General features: G+C 57.1%; 24 protein-coding genes and 1 tRNA gene. 12 read left to right on the top strand and 13 right to left on the bottom strand.

The genetic code is table 11. The annotated features are described in order from the left end of the window. The first annotated feature begins 60 nt into the window (after window positions 1-60). The 6 genes from SIB92_RS03505 to SIB92_RS03480 are packed head-to-tail and all read left to right on the top strand — an operon-like array spanning window position 61 to window position 3,248. A complete protein-coding gene (locus SIB92_RS03505) occupies window positions 61-642 on the top strand; it encodes a hypothetical protein (RefSeq protein ID WP_412554508.1) in 582 nt (193 codons plus the stop codon). Beyond that, window positions 639-986, top strand: coding sequence for a hypothetical protein (locus SIB92_RS03500; RefSeq protein ID WP_412554507.1), 348 nt, complete (start codon window positions 639-641; stop codon window positions 984-986). Before SIB92_RS03505 ends, SIB92_RS03500 begins: the two co-directional genes overlap by 4 nt. Further along, entirely contained in the window at window positions 987-1,235 is a 249-nt protein-coding gene (locus SIB92_RS03495; RefSeq protein WP_412554506.1) for a hypothetical protein, read from the top strand. Continuing rightward, complete coding sequence (locus SIB92_RS03490; protein ID WP_412554505.1) at window positions 1,232-2,605, top strand: hypothetical protein; 1,374 nt, start codon at window positions 1,232-1,234, stop codon at window positions 2,603-2,605. Before SIB92_RS03495 ends, SIB92_RS03490 begins: the two co-directional genes overlap by 4 nt. Further along, window positions 2,602-2,838, top strand: coding sequence for a hypothetical protein (locus tag SIB92_RS03485; RefSeq protein WP_412554504.1), 237 nt, complete (start codon window positions 2,602-2,604; stop codon window positions 2,836-2,838). The genes SIB92_RS03490 and SIB92_RS03485 overlap by 4 nt, the downstream gene beginning before the upstream one ends. Continuing rightward, window positions 2,835-3,248: a hypothetical protein gene (locus tag SIB92_RS03480; RefSeq protein ID WP_412554503.1), complete on the top strand. Its 414-nt coding sequence runs from the start codon at window positions 2,835-2,837 to the stop codon at window positions 3,246-3,248. The genes SIB92_RS03485 and SIB92_RS03480 overlap by 4 nt, the downstream gene beginning before the upstream one ends. A gap of 73 nt (window positions 3,249-3,321) precedes the next feature. Here the strand turns inward: SIB92_RS03480 and SIB92_RS03475 are convergent, their stop codons facing one another. The 4 genes from SIB92_RS03475 to SIB92_RS03460 form a co-directional block, all read right to left on the bottom strand. Then, window positions 3,322-4,467, bottom strand: coding sequence for a hypothetical protein (locus SIB92_RS03475; protein WP_412554502.1), 1,146 nt, complete (start codon window positions 4,465-4,467; stop codon window positions 3,322-3,324). Continuing rightward, window positions 4,467-5,636: a hypothetical protein gene (locus SIB92_RS03470; RefSeq protein ID WP_412554501.1), complete on the bottom strand. Its 1,170-nt coding sequence runs from the start codon at window positions 5,634-5,636 to the stop codon at window positions 4,467-4,469. Before SIB92_RS03470 ends, SIB92_RS03475 begins: the two co-directional genes overlap by 1 nt. A gap of 450 nt (window positions 5,637-6,086) precedes the next feature. Beyond that, window positions 6,087-6,162, bottom strand: a tRNA-Thr gene (locus SIB92_RS03465). Window positions 6,163-6,210: 48 nt separating this feature from the next. Next, window positions 6,211-7,839, bottom strand: a complete 1,629-nt coding sequence (locus SIB92_RS03460; protein ID WP_412554500.1) for an ABC transporter permease — start codon at window positions 7,837-7,839, stop codon at window positions 6,211-6,213. Between the two features lie 151 nt (window positions 7,840-7,990). Here SIB92_RS03460 and SIB92_RS03455 point away from each other — a divergent pair, with 151 nt between their 5' ends. Continuing rightward, entirely contained in the window at window positions 7,991-8,866 is an 876-nt protein-coding gene (locus SIB92_RS03455; RefSeq protein ID WP_412554499.1) for a hypothetical protein, read from the top strand. Window positions 8,867-8,923: 57 nt separating this feature from the next. On the opposite strand, the gene SIB92_RS03450 is transcribed toward SIB92_RS03455, so the two are convergent. Beyond that, window positions 8,924-9,187 carry a DUF2312 domain-containing protein gene (locus SIB92_RS03450; protein WP_294119584.1) on the bottom strand — a complete coding sequence of 88 codons (264 nt, stop codon included), beginning with the start codon at window positions 9,185-9,187 and terminating at the stop codon, window positions 8,924-8,926. Window positions 9,188-9,410: 223 nt separating this feature from the next. On the opposite strand from SIB92_RS03450, the gene SIB92_RS03445 reads away from it, so the two are divergent. After that, the gene (locus SIB92_RS03445) at window positions 9,411-9,626 is read left to right on the top strand and encodes a hypothetical protein (protein WP_294119585.1); all 216 of its coding nucleotides are present in this window, start codon (window positions 9,411-9,413) and stop codon (window positions 9,624-9,626) included. A 3-nt stretch (window positions 9,627-9,629) separates the two neighbouring features. Here the strand turns inward: SIB92_RS03445 and SIB92_RS03440 are convergent, their stop codons facing one another. The 3 genes from SIB92_RS03440 to SIB92_RS03430 form a co-directional block, all read right to left on the bottom strand. Next, window positions 9,630-11,699, bottom strand: coding sequence for an enoyl-CoA hydratase-related protein (locus SIB92_RS03440; RefSeq protein ID WP_412554498.1), 2,070 nt, complete (start codon window positions 11,697-11,699; stop codon window positions 9,630-9,632). 141 nt (window positions 11,700-11,840) lie between these two features. After that, window positions 11,841-12,056 carry a hypothetical protein gene (locus SIB92_RS03435; RefSeq protein WP_412554497.1) on the bottom strand — a complete coding sequence of 72 codons (216 nt, stop codon included), beginning with the start codon at window positions 12,054-12,056 and terminating at the stop codon, window positions 11,841-11,843. 50 nt (window positions 12,057-12,106) lie between these two features. Then, window positions 12,107-12,427, bottom strand: coding sequence for a TraR/DksA family transcriptional regulator (locus SIB92_RS03430; RefSeq protein WP_412554496.1), 321 nt, complete (start codon window positions 12,425-12,427; stop codon window positions 12,107-12,109). 209 nt (window positions 12,428-12,636) lie between these two features. On the opposite strand from SIB92_RS03430, the gene SIB92_RS03425 reads away from it, so the two are divergent. Genes SIB92_RS03425 through SIB92_RS03410 form a run of 4 tightly spaced genes read left to right on the top strand, consistent with a single transcriptional unit; the run spans window position 12,637 to window position 14,841 of the window. Continuing rightward, the gene (locus tag SIB92_RS03425) at window positions 12,637-13,500 is read left to right on the top strand and encodes an MBL fold metallo-hydrolase (RefSeq protein ID WP_412554495.1); all 864 of its coding nucleotides are present in this window, start codon (window positions 12,637-12,639) and stop codon (window positions 13,498-13,500) included. Window positions 13,501-13,543: 43 nt separating this feature from the next. Beyond that, window positions 13,544-13,969, top strand: a complete 426-nt coding sequence (locus tag SIB92_RS03420; RefSeq protein ID WP_412555791.1) for a YeeE/YedE family protein — start codon at window positions 13,544-13,546, stop codon at window positions 13,967-13,969. Continuing rightward, window positions 13,969-14,403, top strand: a complete 435-nt coding sequence (locus SIB92_RS03415) for a DUF6691 family protein (protein ID WP_412554494.1) — start codon at window positions 13,969-13,971, stop codon at window positions 14,401-14,403. The genes SIB92_RS03420 and SIB92_RS03415 overlap by 1 nt, the downstream gene beginning before the upstream one ends. Window positions 14,404-14,412: 9 nt before the next feature. Continuing rightward, on the top strand, window positions 14,413-14,841 hold the full coding sequence (locus tag SIB92_RS03410; RefSeq protein WP_412554493.1) for a TIGR01244 family sulfur transferase: 429 nt from the start codon (window positions 14,413-14,415) through the stop codon (window positions 14,839-14,841). Between the two features lie 79 nt (window positions 14,842-14,920). Here SIB92_RS03410 and SIB92_RS03405 read toward each other — a convergent pair whose 3' ends face one another. The 5 genes from SIB92_RS03405 to SIB92_RS03385 form a co-directional block, all read right to left on the bottom strand. After that, window positions 14,921-16,210: a FliM/FliN family flagellar motor switch protein gene (locus tag SIB92_RS03405; protein WP_412554492.1), complete on the bottom strand. Its 1,290-nt coding sequence runs from the start codon at window positions 16,208-16,210 to the stop codon at window positions 14,921-14,923. 100 nt (window positions 16,211-16,310) lie between these two features. Next, window positions 16,311-19,001 carry an ATP-binding protein gene (locus SIB92_RS03400; RefSeq protein WP_412554491.1) on the bottom strand — a complete coding sequence of 897 codons (2,691 nt, stop codon included), beginning with the start codon at window positions 18,999-19,001 and terminating at the stop codon, window positions 16,311-16,313. Continuing rightward, a complete protein-coding gene (locus SIB92_RS03395) occupies window positions 19,001-19,270 on the bottom strand; it encodes a hypothetical protein (protein ID WP_412554490.1) in 270 nt (89 codons plus the stop codon). Before SIB92_RS03395 ends, SIB92_RS03400 begins: the two co-directional genes overlap by 1 nt. After that, the gene (locus SIB92_RS03390) at window positions 19,267-19,635 is read right to left on the bottom strand and encodes a response regulator transcription factor (RefSeq protein WP_412550250.1); all 369 of its coding nucleotides are present in this window, start codon (window positions 19,633-19,635) and stop codon (window positions 19,267-19,269) included. The genes SIB92_RS03395 and SIB92_RS03390 overlap by 4 nt, the downstream gene beginning before the upstream one ends. Window positions 19,636-19,716: 81 nt before the next feature. Next, the gene (locus tag SIB92_RS03385; protein ID WP_412554489.1) at window positions 19,717-21,018 is read right to left on the bottom strand and encodes a short-chain fatty acyl-CoA regulator family protein; all 1,302 of its coding nucleotides are present in this window, start codon (window positions 21,016-21,018) and stop codon (window positions 19,717-19,719) included. Between the last annotated feature and the right edge of the window lie 125 nt (window positions 21,019-21,143).

The raw sequence follows: 21,143 nt of genomic DNA, 5'->3' as shown, positions 1-21,143 counted from the left end.
TTTTCAGTTTTTTCCTTAAAGTGTTGGAAACCGCGCCACGTCGCAAACAGTGGGAAGGCCATGTCAGGCACTCAGACCATAACCACAGCAATTCACGCCGCTCTGCGCTTGATACCTGCGGGTCGGGAAACCCGAAAAGGGTTGTACGACGCCAGCACACGCGAGCAAAACGGCGATGACTTGGCCACCGCAGAACGCCACCGCCTATCTGCGGAATTTGTGGAAAAGGTCAAAGCCTACAGCGTTGCACATGCTGCCACACAATCCGTCATTGATGACTTCACCGCCGCCGCTCTGATTTTTCAAGGTGAACAGCCCAAAGCCCTACCTGCGCCAGACGGCATTGCAGCACTGGCCCTGACCATCGGTAAGGATACGCAATTGGCAGATTTATGCGCGGACGCCGCCAAACGTGGAGCGGCTGCACTCTCAGAGGCAGAACACATGCGCGGCCAAGCTGATCTAGAGGTTCGCCCTACAGAAACCCTTGCGGCCATGTTGGAGGCGCTAGCAGCCAATGATTTTGACCGGGACGCAGATGACGTTTACCGCGCCCGCGTGAAATTCCATGAGGCCACAAATCACCGCCGTAAACAAACCGGACGCAATCGCAGAACACGCCGAAAGGATGGCCTCTCATGACGCAATTAAACCCGTTTCGCCCTGCGCCGGCCAAAGCCAAACGATTGCAAATTTCCGATTTGAGCGAGGCAGAACGCGCGACGATTTTTGAAGATCACCAAAGCGCCCGCGTCAAAGAAGCGTTGGAGAACACGCCCGCCACCATGTCTTTGGTTGTGGGGCTTTTCAAACAATCGGCCACAACCCGCGCAAAGGAAATCAGCCGGATCAAAAACCAAATTGCCAAGCTGGAAAAAAGCAAAGCGCAACCGGTTCCACAGCGCATAGACGCCGTTGACGCGGTGGAATTGAGCGCAGCCGAACAAGTACGCCGTGCCGTCACGCATTTCACAGGGGATGAATAAATGGACGATTGGGAAATCAGAACGCGCCTGCAAAACCACTTCCCACAACGGGTTCGCGCACACCGCGCGAAAGTGTTGGGGCAAGCCATCGCAAGCGGCGCACCACTTAGCCTAGCGCGCAACGCCGCAGATGCGGAAACCGCTTCCCACTACCGCCGTCGCCTTGCCGACTTCTGCAAGGACTACCCACAACATTCCGCGCTAGCCCGCCGCGTTGCGCGCGACAACATCAAAGGATTTAGAGCATGAGCGCCGCACACCACATCCAAAACCCCGCCCTAAAGCGCAAGTTGGAAAGCGAGCTGGACAGGGCCAAAGCTGCCGCTGCATTTGACGCGGGTGTTGCCGCGCTGGAGGAAGGCGAAAAGGCCCGCAAAACCTTGCCTGCCATCCAAGCCGAATTATCGACCTTGCGCCGCATGTTGGAGCGCCCCACGCGGGTGGAAGCGACCCTAAAACAACCGGCAAAACCAAAGATCGCACAACGCAACCCAAAAGGCGCAGAGGTAATTGTGGGCGCTCTGACCGCAGAATTACGCCGCAGGGGCGGCAAAACGCCGATCCGCAAGACCCTAGAGGAAATTTGGCCAGCCGATGATCAAGAGTTTGTCCGCCGCGCCGCCGGTCATGTGATCAAAGCCAACACCGATCCGCACGGCACCACCGCATCCGGGGTTGGTCACGAACTCACAAGCACGTCAAGCCGTGGCTTTTACAAAGAACTGCAACCGACCAGCGTGTTTGCCAAAGTGCTGGAAATGGCCGGTGCCTTTGACTTTGAAGGCCACAACGCCGTGACAATTCCACAGCGCGCCAGTCAGGGCGGATTGAAACCCGCATGGGTGGCTGAGCATGCCACAATTCCGGTGCAGCAGGATGTTTACGGATCGTCCGTGGTGCAGCGCTACAAAATGGCCATCGTCAGCACGTTTTCAGAGGAAATCGCCCGTTCCTCTGTCCCTCACATCATGGAGATTGTGCGAACTTCAATCCTTGATGACGCTGCAACCGGCTTGGATGAATACTTTTTGGATACGGAAATCGGTGTGGCCGGTCTACGGCCCGCCGGGTCGCTTTACCTCGCCCCGACACAAGTAAGCGCGGGCGGTTCGGCAAGCGACATTATTGCGGACCTAACATGGCTGCGGCAACAGCTTGTAAGTATGCGAGCGCGCCAGCCGCTGTTGGTCGTGTCCACCATGAATGTGGTCGCTCTGGAAATGCACTTCGATGCCCAAAATGGCATTTTCCCATTCCAGAAAATGATCCAAGCGGGCAACTTGTTCGGCCTGCCCTTTGTAAGCAGTGACAACGTGCGCGATGATCATGTGATCGCAATGGATGCCAGCAAAATGGCGATGGCCATTGATCGCCCGATGTTTGACACGTCAAGCCATGTCACGCTTGTGATGCTGAACGCGGACGGCACTGACCCGACAATGACCGGCGTGACAGAAGCAGGTTCCGTTCAGGTTTCAGACGCGGCCACCGTGACCGGTGGACCCGCAGAAGTGCGCTCCATGTTCCAAAGCGCTGGCATTGCTATGCGCATGGTTTTGCCCGTGACCTTTAGTCAAATCGCCGCTGGCGTGGCCTATGTGAGCGGTGTGAACTGGTGAGAGGCAGTTGGACAGAATCCGCCTGCGGGCGCTTTGAAACTTTCACAGAGCGGGAAGGATTGGAGCGCACGTTGATTGCCACCGTGCGCGACAAACGCAGCCGCGTGACCATCGCCACCGCCACACCGTTGGCCGTGGCTTTCCATGTCGCATCCAACAACCAACTCAAAAAGGAGGTGGACGCAGCGCTAGCGCCTTATCGGGCGGCGCTACGGCACATCACCAGCACATGACCGAAAAAAGCCCCACAAAGCCATCGCCGACCTCACAGCAATCTACTGGTCCGGTTGTTATCAATGACCCTGAAAAAGTGGTGGAACAGGCCCGCAAAATCATCAAAAGAAAGCGCCCCGGCAAAAATGAGCGAAAAGCCCTGCCACCGTTTGTCTTTTGCATGGACCCAAAAGACAATTGGGATTTGCATTTTGACGGCCAGCATCTTGGCACAATCTGCCAAGGTCCGGCGTGTGACAATGCGTTTGAGGCTATTACGGAGTTTTGTGTTTTTCAGGTGGCAACATCTTCCTCCGACGAAAGCCAAAAATCACTTCTGGAAGAATGGCCAGCAACAATAATCATTGATGGTCAACATTGGCACGAAACGATTGGGAGCTTGGCAAAACAATCAAACCAAAGACACTGAATTTCAGTTATGATGTAGACCGTATCCTTTCACGAATTAGGGGTAAGTGACCTGCCCAGAAGCTTGAAACCATCTAGGCATTTTCTGCACGCCTTGCACCTTCGTCAAAATCAAAGTCGGCATCAGCACCAAAAGTAGTGTACAAGTGAACTGTGACATCAAGCAGATAGTCAACCAAAACTGGCCAGCATTCTTGAGTCAGATTTATTGGAGACGGATCATCGTAATCTTCTTGATGCACCAGAATATTTCTAATTTTGTAGATTCTTCTCGCAATCGCCTGATTGTTAACTTCATCAAAATTCAAGTCTTTGAACGATGGCAACGAATTAATGCGATTATCCATAACCATCGCGTTGTCTGCCAACGCGAACAACTCACAAATCGACTCCTTTTCTTTCTGCCGCCAGCCTATACTTTTTCTCAATGTGCTAGCTAGAGACCTTCCGCTCCCCGTGAAACTCAATTCATCTTTTAGGAGCTTCATCCAAGGCAGATAAAACAAGGTTTCGAGCCCCCTGTAGACCTCAAGAAAGCACTGACGCAAATGTATTGATGTTACTGCATAAAATATCAGTTCTGGGTTTGAGTTTTTAAGTTGCAACAGCGCATTAAGTTTCTCCGAAGTATCCTGAGGAAAGGATTTAGTCCTAAAAGCTGAGCAACAAGCGGCAATGTATGCTGCCAAGAACCACTTATTGCAACTTGCTAAATCGCTATTTGGATCTATGCGAAAAAGACTAACGTCCTCGAACAACTGCATAACGTCCGAAATTTCGTGACCTTCATAGGTTGGCTCTTCTGCGATTCCTATCTGGTTAAAGGCAGCGTCCTTGTCTAAAAAATCGGCTTTAGGGCGGTATGCTCCCCGCAATCCGTGGGACAAAACCATAAACGTACTTTCATCCAACTCATCACTATTGGCTCCATACGCAGCTAAACTATTTTCCAGCTCTTGCAGTTCGCTCGTCGAAAAATCATCGGTCTGAACGCAAATAAGTATCTCATCTCCACTTTTGATTCGAGAAACAAATCCTGCCCTGGGCATCTCGACAAGATCATCCGGAAAAATCGCCAGAGATTTGTATTTTTTTAGCTGAGCCTCTTTGATTTTATCGGGTAAATCAGCGGTCCTAAGTTTCCCAACAAGATCCTCACGACCAGCCGAAGCAGCAAGCTCTCCGAAGATTGCTTGCCAGTGTTCTTTCATTTGTGGCATTATGCTTTCCAGCAAGGCTCTAAAGAACTAATTCTGTGCGCATTTCGCAGCATTGAAGAAAAGGCTCGCCGAAATATCTCTCTTTCGAACCGTCCAACTTGTCCACTCGGTTGCCGCAGACGCTCTTCCAACAAATCAAGCTGAAGAAACTCACCTAAAGCGTCATCGCTTAACGGTTTAATTTTTTCTACGATTTCCTGAAATGAACTTTCTATTGCCTTCATCTTTTCGGGAGCAGCGCCCCAGTCGATATCAAAGCCCGGCTCGTCAAATAATTCTACCGACACCATGGAACAAAAACCTGCCAAAGCTGGAAAACTCGAAAACACATCTCGACCGGTTTTAAATCGATGGCCCTCCGGATCTTCAAAGGAAAACCTAGAGAATTGCTCGTCCAGTTCGACCAAGATGCTCAGCGTTCTTGTGAAGTACTCAATAAAATCAGAATGTGACGTCGTTTCAATTGTATCTAATCGAGCAAAGTCCTCGGCCACCCTGTCCTTGACGTCTATTTCGATTTTTCTGGACGAGAAAAGAAGCAGAAGTTCAATGATATTCTTACTCTGATACATTCCAGACTTCACTCTACGGCGCCTGTCATCAGTATCAAAAATTGAAACTCTTTCGCCCAAGGTCGCTTTTATTTGGGTCAAAAACTGCCCGTACACAGTCTCCAACTGTCGTCCCGTCTCCCAAGGAACCTGCCCTGTGTTTAGTACAAGCATACGATAGATAAGACTGTTAACTTTCTCTGCGACCCAAAACTCTACGCGTACTTCACGCTCTGCAGCCAAAGGATCTTCCTCAAGCGCTTCAAGCATAGCGGTTGTCCGCTGCATACCATCGATGATGGAAATGCGATCTCCGCCCGCATCCTCAGCAATCCTTAGAAAATCATCGATCTGTTCGGCGGTAGCTAAACCTTCGTATGCTTCGCTAGGTATCAGCACACCAACAACAACGGGCGGAACAATAGCACCCTGTTTTATGTCAGAAACCAATCTACTCCTGATTGTTGTCGCAGTCTTGGTCTTTAACGGTGCCCGCTGGCCCTCCACACCTCCCAGATCGGCATAAGCACTCTCAACAAGATCAAGGTACTTACCAAGCGGCATGCTGGTCATAATTGAGTAACACTTAACTCTTTGATCGGTAAGAATATGAAACATTGAACGGTTCCTTTGAGTTGGAGCCACTCTAGTTTCGTAGTCTCAATAAGTTCAAGACCGACCATACTTTTTTCTACTTACACTCTCATGTTTCGGCCTGACGGATAAGAGTTTGGGTAGACCAAAAGGTAAGCCGAGTTACGCCAAACCGCAGTTGCTCCAGAATACAACTAGGCACAGTGCACCCAATTTGCCCTCAAAATATCTCACACTATTGTAAAGAAACAATAATCGCCCCAATCCATCATCGGAGCGACAGACAAGCGCGCGGCTCTAGAAAGGTCTGAAGCCTCAGAGATGGACGTTGCGGTCACGTCAGTCATCAGATTGATCTCTCTTGCGGTTGGCCAAAGGGTGGCGTGTCAGCACTCGAAGCGACATCCGTCGTGGGAACTACGATAGCCCGAGCGTGTGCTGCAAGCCAAAAACCGGTGCCAATTGTGGAAAAGGTGGTGCCCCCACACGGACTCGAACCGCGGACCTACTGATTACAAATCAGTTGCTCTACCAGCTGAGCTATAGGGGCACTGGAGCTTCGTTTAAGGCCTTCGATCAGAACCTGCAAGAGGCTTTTTTAGCGATTTGCGCGGGCAAGCAATCCAACCGCCACAAGCCCCACCAAAACAATCATGATCGCGCCCGGGCTGGCGTCTGGCAGGTTCTCCAAACTGGCTTGCTCGTGCACGCGTGTGGCCAATGTATCAAAGTTAAAGGGGCGCAAAAGCATGGTCGCGGGCAGCTCTTTTACGCAATCCACAAAGACCAAAAGCAAAGCGGAGCCAATCGAGGCACGCACCAACGGCAGATAGACCTCGCGCAACACCTGCCCTTTTGTGCGGCCCAGAGATCTGGCTGCCATGGGCAAACTGGGCGGCACACGCCCCATGGCGCCGTCTGCAGCGCCCTGCGCAATGGCAAAGAATCGCACGCAGTAGGCCAGAATCAGCGCAAAGGAGGAGCCGGTGAGAATCAGTCCGGTTGGGGAGCCGGTCATGGCCTCGATCAGGTCCGCGAGTTTGTGATCGAGCACCGCCAGCGGGATCAATATGCCAACGGCCAAAACGGCCCCTGGGGCGGCATAGCCAATGGTGGTGATCGGCAACAACAGGCGCGGCAGGCTGCGGCCCGATAGCCGCACGCCATAGACCATAAAGACACCGGCCACCACGGTGACCACCGCCGCGATGCCGCAGACCCGCAATGTGTTCCACAAAGCGGTCAGCAGCGCCGGATCGCGCCATTGATCCAGACTCCCAGCAGCATTATGGGCGATCACGGCAAACGGCATCACAAAGCCAACCAGAAACGGCATCAGACAGGCCAGCATCGCCACCCAGCCCCAAAGACCGGTCAGCTTCACGCGTTCCGCCGGCCGATTGCGATTGCTCAGGCTGAAAAACTGCACCTTGCGACGGCTGATTTTCTCCATGGTGACCAAAAGGATCACCAGCATCAGCACCACACTGGAAATCTGTGCTGCGCCGCCTGCATTGTTGCTTTCCAGCCAAACGCTAAAGATGCCGGTGGTCAGGGTTTGCACCGCAAAATAGTCTACCGTGCCAAAGTCATTCACGGTTTCCATCATCACAATGGCGGTACCCGCCGCAATAGCCGGGCGCGCCATCGGCAGGCCCACGCGCCAGAACCGGGCCACTGGCCCTGCCCCCAATGAGCGCGCCACCTCTTCGCCAGCGCCGGATTGCTCGCGAAACGCCGCGCGCGCTAGAATGTAAACATAGGGGAACATGGCCGCAGACAGCACCAGGATCGCGGCGCCCATGGAGCGGATTTCCGGGAACCAATAGTCGCGGCTGGTTTTCCAACCAAAGAGATCCCGCAAGCCGGTTTGCACGGGGCCGGCATATTCCAGGAAATCCACCAGCGCGTAGGCGCCCACATAGGCCGGAATGGCCAGCGGCAGCAGCAGTGCCCATTGAATCCACTGCACTCCGGGGAAGCGATAGCGCGTCACCAACCAGGCGGTGGTGGCCCCCATGGAGGCGGCGAAGAAGCCGACTGCGGCCATCAACACCAGCGTATTGCGCATGTAACGTGGCAGAGTGGTGGACAACAAATGCGGCCAGATATTCTCAACCGGATGAAAGGCTATCCAGACCACCGCCAGGATCGGCGCCAGCACAATAGTGGCGACAAACAGCGCCCCCGAGGACCACGGATCAAAAGACAGGCGCCTTTTCAACACCTTGGACGGTGAAGCTTGTGCGGCGGGCGGTGATGTCACATGTGATTGCACAGGGGATTCCTTTATCGCGCCCTTGTGTTGCCTGAATTCGGTTTTACTGTCCAGAAACGAGGCTATAATTGATCCAGCACAATCCAACAACGAAAAGAACATGCAGATTGTACTTCACGCAGGCGCGCACTTCACAGACGAAGGCAAACTACTCGGCAGCCTGACCAAAAACCGGGACCTGCTGGCGCAGAATGGTGTGGCCTTGCCACCTCAGTCGACCTATCGCAGACAAATCCGTGACACGCTGGGTCAGATGTCCTCCTCGATGATGGCCACCGACCACAAAGGGGCGATCATGAGCGGCATGATTGGCGACGCCAAGCCAGATCGCATGATCCTGTCCAATGACAACTTCTTTGGCGTGCCGCGTTTGGCCATCCGCGACAACTGCCTGTTTTCAAGCGCTGGCGACCGGCTGCGCGGCGTGTCTTCGCTGTTTTACGGCGAAGATCTGGAAATCTTCATGTCGATCCGCAATCCGGCCACGTTTGTGCCCGCGCTTGTGGCGGCGTCCCCGACCCACTCGATCGAACAGGTCACCGACGATTGTGACCCGCTGGCGCTGCGCTGGTCCGAGCTGATCCTGCGCATCCGCGATGCAGTGCCACATATGCCGGTCACGGTTTGGTGCAACGAAGACACCCCGATCATTTGGGAAGAAATCATGCGCGACATGGCAGGGCTGGACCCGGCCACCGCAGTGGCAGGCGGCACAGATCTTCTGCGCAGCATCATGAGCGACGAGGGCATGGCCCGATTGGAGGCCTTCCTGGTCGAACATCCCGGCGTGACCGAAATCCAGAAACGGCGCATTTATGCGGCGTTCCTGGATAAGTTTGCCATCGAAGACGAGATCGAAGAAGAACTCGACTTGCCTGGTTGGACCGTGCCCATGGTCGAGCACATGACGCAGGCCTATGATGAGGATGTCTACCGCATCGAACGTATCCCCGGCGTAACGGTCCTGACCCCCTAAAGCAAAAAACGGCCCCAATCAGGAGCCGTTTTCTCATCGCTGCAATTGGATCGCGCCTTACGCCATGCCCAACGCAGATTTATACATGTCAATCACCGCTTCCTGCTCGGCCACATCATTGGGGTCTTGCTTGCGCTCGCGGATTATTGTGCGGATCGCTTTCACGTCAAAGCCGCGGCCTTTCATCTCTGCAAAGACCTCTTTGATCTGCTCAGCCACTTCGGCCTTTTCAAGTTCCAAACGCTCGACGCGCTCGATGAACTGTTTCAGTTCCTGACCGGTGACGCCGTATTGCGCGTCCGAAGATGTGCCTTCGCTCATGTCTGACCTCATTTTGTGCCGATTATGCGCGCCGCGCGGGCGCCAAGATTAACGCAGCTATAGACCGCAAACCGCTCTGCCATGCAAGGCCCGCTTCGCCATTTCCCGTGATCTGTGCCAAATGCCGCGCGTCCCTTGCCTTGCGTGTGTGCCAACAATCCGGTAGCTGCCCTGTCCAGACAGGGTGCGCCCTCACATGCGCCCGCAAAAGAGGACGTCTGCGATGCAATGGATGATCTGGGCTGGTGCCCTTATGTCGGTGATTGGCCTGCTGGGCCTGCTGCTCTCCATCGTGAAAGTCGCCAAAGCCCGCAAGGCCGGCCTGTCGGACGAAGAGCTGCGTGCGGCTGTTCAGAAGGTGGTGCCGCTGAACCTCGGCGCACTGTTCCTGTCTGTGATTGGCCTGATGGTGGTGATGGTCGGGATTTCCCTGTCCTAAACCTTAGCCATTGAGCGCCCCAAAGCCGCGCCCGTTTTTGATCAGCGTGTCAAACAGCGGCTCCGGCTTCCAGAAGGCATCCCCCTGCTCCGCCAGCTTGCGCACGTGGTTGCGCAGGTCGATCAACCCGTGATCATCCGCCGCCTGCATCGGCCCACCCAGCCAGCGCGGGAAGCCAAAGCCGTGGATCATGGTCACATCAATGTCTGATGGCTTGGACGCTACCCCCATGCGCAACAAACGCGCCCCGGCGTTGGCCATCGCTGCGAGGCAGGTCTTTTCAATGTCCACGTCACGCACGCCCACATCGCTCACCGGTTTGGGGTCTTCGTCGATCACCGCGCGCACAATACGAAGCGTATCGGCATCCGCCGCGCCAAACGGGTGCTCTTGCGAATACTGATACCAGCCGCGTTGCGCCCCGCGCCCTTCACGGCCCATGCGATACAGCACAGTGCTGATCCCCGCCTGTGCCGTGCGCAGCCCCGGCGCATTCAAGCCCAAAGCATCCGCAATTTGAAACGGGCCCAGGGAGAAGCCCCAGCTGTGCATGACCCGGTCAATCTCATACGGATCGGCCCCAATGCGCAGCAAATCTTCTGCCGCACGGATGCAGGCGCCCATGACGTTTTGCCCAATCAACCCGTTGTAGGTCTTGGCCCGCACCGGCAGGAAGCCCATGGCGCTCAGCGTGGCAAACAGCGTCGCAACCGCCTCAGGTCCCGTGCTTTTGCCCACTGCGACCTCCGCACCGGAGGTGCGCAGATGCAGGTTTGGCACGTAGAGGCCAACCACATCCTGCGGGCTGCCCGTGGCCTGCGCCACTGGGCCGATCTGCGCCGCGTCATCATGTACCGCCATCACCGCGCCGTCTTTGACAATCCCGTCCAGTTGCGCCGCAATCTGACGTGAAATCTCACGTCCCTGCCCGATGGCTTCAATCACCAAATCGGCCCGCGACAAGGCCACCAAGTCCGCTTCTGCCCGCAGGCGCGCCAACATCTCACGGGACGCGACATCTTCGATGCGGCCACTGGTGACCATGCGCTGCAACGCGGCCTCGATCCGCCGTTGCGCCAACTCCAACGCCGCAGGCACCTGCGCCGTCAACACGACTGACACGCCATGCTGCAAAGCCGCCAGCGCCAAATCCGCGCCCACACGATCTGCGCCAACCACTACGCCCAGTGTTTTCACCGGACGGGGTTCGGCCTGATGCATCTCCGGCAAGCGTGTTGCGCGCCGCTCCGCCAGCGCCACATGACGCAACGCTCGGCTTTGATCCGAATTCACTAATTCTTCAAACCGCTCGCGCTCAAACTCCAGACCAACCTCAAACGGCAACAACGGCGCAGCTTTCACGCATTCCAGAATGGCCAAGGCCGCGTCCTGCCCCCGCGGGTCGATGCGTTTTTCCCATTTGCTCACGCCCGCCTGAAACGCCTGAAAATCGGCAATCCCACCGGTGGCATCCGCCGTTGGCCGCGCGGGTTTGTATTTGGCAATGCAATTAAGCGCAAAAAGCACGGTGGCCTCGCGCAGATCGCCTTCGACAACCTCGTCCACCATGCCCGCCACCTCAGCGGAGGTGATCGGAATCATCACACCGGACAAAAGGATATTGAGCGCCGTATCCGCCCCCAACAAGCGCGGTGCCCGCTGTGTGCCGCCTGCCCCCGGCATCACGCCAAGTGCGACCTCGGGCATCGCCACCTGCGTGCTGCTCAGCGCCACGCGGTAATGGCCAGCCCAGGCGAGCTCCAGCCCGCCGCCCATCACGGCACCCGACAATCCAGCGACCACCGGCTTGCCCGCGGCCTCAACCGCAGCGCACAGCTCCGCCAGATTGGGATGGGCAATCGGTTTGCCAAGTTCGGAATAGTCGCGCCCGGCAGAAAACTCTGCACCACTGCCCAGAAGCGCTATCGCGCCCACCATTTTGTCCGCAAGCGCGGTCTGCAAGGCCTCATAGACCGCCGCCCGCAACTCCGCGGTCAGCGCATTGGTGGGCGGATGGTTCATCGACAGGACCGCAACCCCGCCCTCGACCGCATAATCTAGCAACTGCGTCATGCCTAAAACCCTGACAAACTTCGGCGCAAGCCTTTGTGTTTTCAGAGTTTAGCCGCACAAAGCCGCCGCGCAAGCCCAGTTATCCACAGGGCTGCACGGGTCGGCACATCTGTCACACTGCGTCAAGCCAAAGTCCGGCGATCACACCGGCATATTGTCAAAACTGTCTTCGATCTCCTGATCCAGCAGATCAAGATCCAGACGACGCAGACGCGCGGGCACACGACCACCGCTTTGCTCAATGTTTATCAACGTACGGTGCAGCTGCTGATGCAGCTCATAGCGGTCCATGTCGTCCGCCTTGTGAATTTTACTTTCCAGCGCTTCCGCGCGGCTCAATAGTTGTTCGACAGTCATGTAACGTCCTCCCAAACGCAATTTTAAAAAATCAGACGCGCCGGCTCCCCCTAGCCCGCAGCGCAGGTGCTGCACAGCGGCGCCTCAGGCACCACATCCAATCGCGCAGCCGCAATCTCGTCCCCACATTTCACACAAAAACCATACTCCCCGGCGCGCATCCGCTCCAAGGCCGCTTGGATTTTACGGATTTCGTCCTGACCGCTGGTGCCCAACCCCTCAAGCACCTCGTCACCCTCATGCTCAACCGCCGCCTCATCCCAATCTTTGGAGTGTGGCGCGTCCAGCTCAGCCTCGATTGCGTGCAGCCGTTTATCCAGCTCTGACAAGCGCTTAAGCAGGGCAGCCTTGTATGTGCTGTGATCTGTCATCGTCGTCTCCATTGCCGGGGCCACCGCACAAGGGCACGGCTTCAAAACCCGCACGCACCTTGACAGCCGCCCCAATTCTGCGCCTTGATTCACATCAATAGCCGCCCAAAAACACGCCGCACTGCGTATGTTTTTGGCACATATCACGTCCACATCTTGCAACACATGCAATCTTTCATATATGTTTCCCACCAAATAGAGGAATCGCCATGACCCCCGACGTAACAGCCTTTTTTGACGAAGCGACGAACACCATCTCTTTTGTTGTGAAAGATCCGGAGGGCACGTCCTGCGCCATCATCGACAGCGTGCTGGACTTTGACTACAGCTCTGGCCGCACCGACACCAAATCCGCTGATGAGATCATCACTTACGTTCAAGAGAACGACCTGAAAGTGGAGTGGATCCTCGAGAGCCATGTGCACGCCGACCACCTCTCCGCCGCACCCTACCTGCAGGAAAAGATCGGCGGCAAAATTGGCATCGGCAAAAACATCACCATTGTGCAGGACACCTTCGGCAAGGTCTTCAACGAAGGCACTGAGTTCCAGCGGGACGGCAGCCAGTTCGACAAACTGTTTGAAGAAGGCGACAGCTTCATGATTGGTCAACTGCGCGGCGACGTGCTGCACACTCCCGGCCACACTCCGGCCTGTATGACCTATGTGATTGGCGACGCGGCTTTTGTAGGCGACACACTGTTCATGCCAGACTTCGGCACCGCCCGCTGTGACTTCCCCGGCGGCTCTTCCGAGACGCTGTATCAGTCGATCCAGAAAATCCTCGCCCTACCAGACGAGACCCGCATTTTTGTCGGCCACGACTACAAAGCGCCGGGCCGAGATGAATACGCTTGGGAAACCACCGTGGGTGAGCAGAAAGCCAACAACGTGCATGTGGGCGACGGTGCCGACAAAGATAGCTTTGTCGAAATGCGCGACAGCCGGGATGCCACATTGGCCATGCCCAAACTCATCATCCCGTCGCTGCAGGTGAACATGCGCGCCGGGCAAATGCCGGAACCGGATGACGAAGGCGATGTCTTCCTCAAGGTTCCCGTAAATAAACTTTGATCCTTAAAGCGCGAACATCAAAGGAAAAATCATGTTGAATGCAATACCAACCGACTGGCTCTTCGGGCTGGGCGGCGGCCTCCTCATTGGCCTTGGCGGCGCCGTCTTCTTACTGGGCAACGGCCGCGTCATGGGCGCCAGCGGCATCATCGGCGGTCTCGTCGATGGCTCTGGCAAAAGCAATATGGCCGAGCGTCTGGCCTTCCTGACAGGGGTCTTTCTGGTGCCGGTGCTGCTCTACCCGCTGTTCTCTGATGTGAACACACACGCCACCACCAACGTAGCTGTGCTGATCGCCGCAGGTCTTTGTGTGGGCGTTGGAACCCGCCTCGCCAATGGCTGTACCTCCGGCCACGGCGTCTGCGGCATCTCCCGCCTGTCTCTGCGCGGAATTGTGGCCACCGTGTTTTACATCATGGCCGGCGGCCTGACCGTCGTGCTCTTCCGCCACCTGTTGGGAGTGATCTGATGCCCCGCATTCTTCTAGCCCTGATCGCAGGTGGCCTGTTTGGCGCAGGCCTGTTCATTTCCGGCATGACCGACACCACCAAGGTGCAAGGCTGGCTGGACGTCTTTGGCAACTGGGACCCGACGCTAGCCTTCGTGATGGGCGGCGCAATCATCCCGATGGCCATTGCCTGGCTGCTGACTAACGGGCGCAGACCCGTCGTGGGTGGCGAGTTCCCTGCACCACCGGAACCAAAACTCGGTCGCAACCTTGTGCTCGGCTCTGTTCTGTTTGGCGTCGGCTGGGGTCTCGCCGGGCTTTGTCCTGGCCCAGCCGTGGCCTCGCTCAGCTATGGCGGTTGGCCGCATTGGGTGTTCTTCGCGACAATGCTCGCAGGCATGGCATTGGCCCCTCTGGCGCGCGCGCAACTGGACAGCGCCGTCCCTGCCGAGTAAGCAATCGCCATGGATATTCGTCAGATCACCGACCGCTTCTTTGCCGCGCCTCAGATTGACGCCGCAGATTTTGCCGCCCTTGCCGACGCTGGCTTCGGGCTTGTCATCAACAACCGTCCTGACAATGAGGTCGGCCCGGATCAGCATTCCGAGACCATGCGCGCGGCCGCCGAAGCGGCTGGCCTGCAATATGTGGTGAACCCGCTGACCATGGACACGATGACCCCGGACCGTCAGGCGCTGCAGCGCGACAGCGCTGCGGGCTGTGACGGCAAGGTGCTGGCCTACTGCCGCTCTGGCACACGCTCCACCATCTGCTGGGCGCTGTCTCAGGCCAAGGACATGGACGTCGCCGACATCGTGAACGCCGCCGCCAACGGGGGCTATGACGTCTCCGGCCTCGTGCCGCATCTGGAAGAGATCAAGTCGCAAGGATAAGCATCTGACTTAAAAACAAAAAGCCCCGCTCTTCCGGCGGGGCTTTTTTGCGTCTGCTCGTTAAGACTGCTCGAAAGTCTTACGTGCCTGTCAAATCCAGATCAGCCAACGCCGCCGGATCGCCTATGTCATCATTGCCCAGCTGGATCAGATCATCGAGATCGTCCAACCCGGCAAAATCTTCCATGCCATTGTCCGCATCCAGGCCAACGCCCATCTCGCCCATTGGCTCAAGGTCCGGCAGGCCACCGCCTCCCAGATCCGGCAAATCACCACCCATATCTGGCAAGCCGCCGCCATCCAACGCAGGCATTTCCGCCATGCCCGGCAGATCGCCACCAATATCATCCATGCCGCCCATCGCTGGCATGTCCATCCCCGGCATGTCCATGGCAGGCATGTCCATCGCGGGCATCTCGGGCGCGCCCATATCCGGCATACCCATGTCCGGCATCTCCGACACCGTCAGCTCAGTGGACGGGGCCGCAGCAGGTGCCGCGCCCACCAGTCCCGGCACACAGACCGCGCGCATGCCATTGAGCTGCCCAATGCGCACCTCGGCAATCTCTTCGCCGGTCAGCGCCTCGAGCGTGGCGTTTTGCATCGCCTCTTCGGACAGCGGCAGCGTATCCCCCGCTTGCAACGCCTGAATCTGCGCAATCGGCAGGCTGAGTTTGCCCACCACCGCGTTCAGCACGGTGCTGGCTTCTTTCACACCATTTTGGAATTTCTCGGCGTCGGTTTCCGCATCCTCTTCGGGCTCATTGACCAGCACCTGCACATCCGGGAACAGCAGCGCCATGGTGCCGGTTTTCTTGCCCCGCTCGAGTTTCACGTCGAGCACAAACATTTGGTAATCCTGCGCAGTCATCGCCAACGACAGCGTCCGCGTGTCCTGCATCATCGCGCCAAATTTGTAGTGCTGCAGCCAGTATGGCGCCTCGCCCTCTTCCGCCAACATGCGCACATAGCGCATCAGCGCGTCTTCCAGAAACGGCGTGATCAGTGCGGCATCCACCTTGGTGGGCACACGATCGGTTACCGGCTTGGGAACAACCTGACCAAGGGTTTGGAACTCCACCAGCCCCGCCATCACTTGCATATCCATCGCCAGGGCACCGGGCTCACCATTCTGCCCTTCAAGCAAGATCAACAGAGATTCATTGTCCAGCGTCACCTCAACGGCGCGGTGCGGCAGCTTAACATGACGCACATCGGTCACATCCAGCGCCAGATCCATACCCTTTTCCGCCGCCAAAGCGAGGCCAAGGCGCAGGGCCTTGTTGGGGGTCATCGCGCGCGCCTGATGCTCGGTCCGCCCATCCGCTGCTTTACGACGTAGAATTGAAGTGGCTTGAGTTTCACTCATATCCGGATCTGCCCTGTTTGTGGCTCCTTGCAGGACAGATGTGCCGCAATAAGGTTAATAGAGCCTCTACGAGACCGTCAAAATCCGTGTGAAATTGTGCCTATTGCGCCGCCAGCGCGACCTCTTCGGGCAAGGTCACCCGAAACGCCGCGCCACCTTGTCCCGGCAGGTATTCCACCGCCCCCCCCAAACGGGTCATGATCTCGCGACAAATCGCCAAACCCAGCCCGGCGCCTTTGACCTTCTGCTCGCCCGTGCGGGAGAACTTCTCAAAGATCACCGCCTGTTCGGTTTTGGGAATACCGCTGCCGTTATCGATGAAATCCACCACCAAAGCGCCATTGCTCCGCCCGACTTCAATGCGCAGTTTCGGCGCACTGGCGTCGCAATATTTCTGAGCGTTTCCAATGAGGTTGATGAACACTTGACTAAGGCGGTCCAGATCGGTGTTCAGGGTGATTTCCTCATAGGCGACATTGCGCACGACCTGCATCTTCTGCTCACCAGCACCGGTCAATGCGCTGGCCACGGCATGATCCAGAATACCTTTCAGCGAACCGCTCTGCATGTTCAGGTTCACCCGGCCACTTTCCAGCACGCTCAGATCCAGCAAATCATCCAGGAGCCGCGTCAGACGCAGCGCTTCGTCATGGATGATCGAGCTGTATTTGATCTTTTCATCCTCACTGAGCCGATCGCTGTCCCGCAGAATCTCCGAGAACGCCCGGATCGAGGTCATCGGCGTGCGCAGCTCATGGCTCACTTGGCTCAGGAAGCTGTCTTTCTGCTCCGAAATCAGTGTCAGCTTTTCATTGGCCTGCCGCAATTGCCGTGCGGTGCGGGCCTGCTCTTCGGATTTGGCTTCCAGCTTGCTGGAGTACTCCATCATCTGCGCGGTTTCATCGGCCACCGCCATCAGGTCCTCCACCGACACCGACGCGCCCCCGACAATCTGCCCAATCATCGCATGCGCCGTTGCCGCGCCCACCGACCCAGCCAATTCCCGCTCCAAACGTTGCAAAAAGTCCGGCGAGGGCTCCGGCAACAGCCCACTCATGCCCTGGCGTTTGGCCTCACGCTCAAACAGGTTCTGCGCCTCCCGCGCACCGATGATGCGCTGCGCCATGACCATCAGGTCTTCAGTCTGCGCCAGGCTGCCCGCCCAGCTTTGCGGTGTGGAGCTGTGCTCAAACACATTCACAAACTGCGCGCCCTGCAAGCGCTCCAACGGCGACGGGAACCCCACCAGGGAAGCAACAAAGAAACTCATTGTGTTCAAAAGGATAGACCAGAACACTGCATGTACCAAAGGGTCCATCCCAGTGATGCCAAAAAACGCCTGTGGCCGCAGCCAGCTCAGCCCCATCGGGCCTTCGGTCAGCATCGCTTCCGACACCAGAGTGCCCGCGCCAAAGCTTGGCAGCAAAAGCGTATAGGCCCAGATCACAAAGCCCACCGTAAGGCCGACAAAGGCCCCGGTGCGCGTTGCCCCGCGCCAGAAAATCCCGCCAATCAGAACCGGCAAAAACTGCGCCACCCCGGCAAAGGAGATCAAACCAATCGAGGCCAACGCCGTGCCTCCCCCCGACAAGCGGAAATACAGGTAGCCAAGGAAAACCACAGCCCCGATGGAAATCCGCCGCGACAACAGCACAACATGGCGCACGTCACCAGAAACAGACGCTCCTACGCTCTGCGTGCTAAGCCAGATCGGCATCACAATATGGTTGGACACCATGGTCGACAGCGCCAAGGCCGCCACAATCACCATGGAGGTCGCGCTCGAAAATCCCCCGATGAAGCTCAACATCGCCAGCGCATCATTGCCGGTGGCCAAAGGCACGGTCAGCACAAAGAAATCCGGGTTGCTGCCCGCTGGCATGAGGTCCAACCCCACCACAGCAATCGGCACCACAAACAGGCTCATGATCATCAGGTAGGCGGGAAAGGCCCAGCTCGCGGTGCGCAGATGATCCTCATCTTCATTCTCAACCACCATGACCTGAAACATCCGTGGCAAGCACAGGAACGCGGCACCGGAGAGGAAAATCAACGTCGCCCAGCGATCCCCTCGCATCTGCCATTGGCCAATCTCGCTGGCATCGATCCGCGCCAGGGTTTCGCTCACCCCACCACCAAGGCCCCAGACCACAAAGATGCCCACCGCCAGCAGAGCAAACAGCTTCACAATCGCTTCCACCGCAACCGCCATCACCACTCCGTGGTGCCGCTCGTTGACGTCCAAGTTGCGGGTGCCAAAAACGATGGTGAATAGCGCCAGCCCAGCCGCCACCAAAAGCGCATTACTACCCTGCGTCGCCTCCGTTAACTCCGCGCCGTAAGCATTTGAGAAAACATCAAAACTCACCGTCACCGATTGCAACTGAAGCGCGATATACGGCGTGGTGCCAATCACCGCCAAGACGGTTACGCCTACCGCCAAGAGGTTGGATTTTCCGTAGCGCGACGAGATCAAATCGGCAATCGAGGTGATGCGTTGGCTGCGTCCAATCCGCACCAGTTTGCGCAACAGCCACCACCAGCCAATCATCACCAGCGACGGGCCAATGTAGATCGTTAGATACTCAAGGCCGGAGCGCGCCGCATAGCCCACCGCGCCGTAAAAGGTCCAGGCGGTGCAATAGATCGACAGCGACAAGGTGTAGATCAACGGGCTTCGCAGCCAGCCGCCTTTACCTTCCAGCGCCGCGCGCTCTGCCGCAAAGGCAATCAAGAACAGGAACACGACGTAGATCAGACAAACGCCAACCAGAATATTGAGCGTGCCCATCAGCGCCCCCGCTCCTTCTCCTCCGCATCGCTGCGCTTGAGATTGCGGGCCAACCATGCACCACCAACCACCATGAACAGCCAAACCAGAAAGATGTAGATGATTGCGTCAGACGTCATCACCGTACCGCTGGCCTCGGATTGGCGCCACAACAGCGGCACCGCCCAGAGCACCGCGCCAATGACCGGCAACATGCGGATTGTGTCGATCAACCGACGGCGGCGGTAACTCTGCCGCTCCAGAAAAGGAATATTGTGTTTGGGGCTCACCCGGCCACCAACTCGCGCACCGCGTCCAGCACCTCAGCATTGGAAAACGGCTTGGTCATAAAGCGGCTTGCGCCGGCACGTTCCGCCATCTCGCGGTCTTTGACCTGCCCCTTGGCGGTCAGCATCAGCACCGGAAGGCCCTGTGTGGCATCTTCGCTGCGCAGCTCGCGCAGGATGTCATACCCGGTTTTTCCCGGCAGCATCACGTCCAGAATGACCAGATCAGGCATGGCATTCTGCACCACCCCAACCGCGTCATGCCCATTGGAATGGGTCGCGACGGACCAGCCGTCACGAGACAGGATGAAGCTGATCGCTTCGATGATGTTGGGCTCATCTTCGATGACTAGCACGTTTTTGCCCATGCAGCCTCCCCTCCCAAAAAGTCCACAAGCGGTGCGCCATTCTTAGCGGTCGCCCACAAAAAGAAAAGGTATTTTCCCACGTTACCCCACATCCGCCAGCAAAGACGGCTCCCGCCGCCCCTCACAGTGCTCCAGCGGACAGACACGACAGGACGACCCAACCTCTGCCTCAGTTTCCCCCGCTTCTTCAAGCGGCACAATCAGCATGTAACTGTGATACAGCGGTGCCACGTTGAGCTGAATGGTGCCAATCGGCTCACTTACCGCATAGCAGTCAAACCGCTTGGCTTCGCGCCCGGTCATGGTGACCGTCTGCCGCAAAGCCTGCATTGGACGCGACAGGGCCTGAAACAGCGGCCACTTCGGGCACGCGCCAGAAAAGCGTGGAATGGCAAAGCCCTCCACCGGCTTGCGCAACATCAAGGTGCCGGATGCGTCACACATCACCAGCCCAAGCGGCATCGGCAGCATGTCATCAGACACCGCAGCCAAGCGACGCAACACGGTGCTGAGCGGCACGCCATAGTCCGATGCAATCCGCGCCGGTTCCACAACGCCATCGCTGACCTGCCGTTCCAACATATCCAATGACAACAGCCGCGCATCCGCCCGCAACTGCCGCACCACCGACATAGCCATGTCCCGCGCCGCGTCCGAGGTCAGTTGCGCCTGATTGCCAATAAACACGGACAGTTCATCCGGTGTGGCGTTGACCAGGCTGTCAAAGCGGAACTTATGCGCTTCCAGCATCGCCTCCACCTCTTCCAAAGGCAACGTCATGCCCGCCGAGGCATCCCCCGCATCGTCCAGATAGGCCACCAGTTGCTCCGCCCCTTCCGCAAGTCGCTGACTGTCCTCATTCAGGTTGCGGTGAAAACGGTTGCGCCACTCCGGTTCAATCTCTTTGGTGTCCACCAAAATCCCCGCCGTCGAACGGATCGCGGTCACCATGGTCAACATCTCATGCACCGAGGTCGCCAAATGCGGGTCATGTGTGAGCCGGTCGGTCAGGGTGGCTGCGGTGTGCTCCAGGCTGCGCAATCGTTTATGTTGCTCCGCAATTAACCCGGCCCAGCCCGGAAACCGTCCGGCAAACTCATCGCCCCGCTCCAGCTCCGGCTCCACAGCATCCGTGACCGCCGCCGCCTCACGCAAAGCTGACAAAAGCGCCGCCTCTGCACCTTCACTTAACAAAGAGGGTTCTACATTGAGGGCCTGAGCGATGTCGTTTAACAGCTTTCCGCCGATTCTGCGGCGGTTGTGCTCGATTAAGTTGAGGTAACTGCCGGAGATTCCGACCTGCTTTGCAAGTTCGGCCTGGCGCAAGCCCGCCATCACGCGGCGCTCTCTGATACGGCTGCCTGCTAGGGTTTGCTGGACCATTGGCTTTCCCCTCAGTTTCAAACACTTTCTGCACTGCAAAAAAATAAATTTACATTTTGCTGCAGAGCAATGCGAATTACTTTACAAAAAAATTGTGTCTTTGAAAGCAGTTGTTGCGAAATTTT

It is taken from the genome of Shimia sp. MIT1388, assembly GCF_047124445.1.
In the GTDB taxonomy this organism is placed as follows: Bacteria; Pseudomonadota; Alphaproteobacteria; order Rhodobacterales; family Rhodobacteraceae; genus Shimia.
Note: the sequence above shows the minus strand (reverse complement) of the source record. Positions and strands in the feature narration are given on the sequence as shown.